Origin of the sequence: Psychrobacter sp. GW64-MNA-CIBAN-0177, from assembly GCF_040309585.1 — a bacterium.
GTDB classification, from domain to species: Bacteria; Pseudomonadota; Gammaproteobacteria; order Pseudomonadales; family Moraxellaceae; genus Psychrobacter; species Psychrobacter okhotskensis.
The window spans coordinates 1-231 of sequence record NZ_JBEOOY010000660.1 but is presented as its reverse complement, the minus strand read 5'-3'; the positions used below and the strand labels follow the sequence as shown (position 1 = coordinate 231).

The following is a 231-nucleotide window of genomic DNA, read 5'->3' as shown; positions in this document are numbered from 1 at the left end:
CCCTTGCCGCTATTAAAGACGGTCACTTCGATAATGAAATTACTCCAGTCACTTTCAAGACTCGTAAAGGCGAAAAAACCGTCGATACCGACGAAGCGCCAGGCTTAGCCAACGCTGAGCGTATTCCTACGCTACGTCCTGCTTTTGCTAAAGACGGTACCATCACTGCCGCTAATGCTAGCTCAATCTCAGATGGGGCTGCGGCAGTAGTAGTGATGAAAGAGTCACAAG

The 231-nt window shown here is 49.4% G+C and carries 1 pseudogene; it reads left to right on the top strand.

Going from position 1 to position 231, the window contains the following annotated elements:
• Window positions 1-231 (top strand): annotated as a pseudogene (locus AAEY79_RS16605) (acetyl-CoA C-acetyltransferase); the annotation flags it as partial.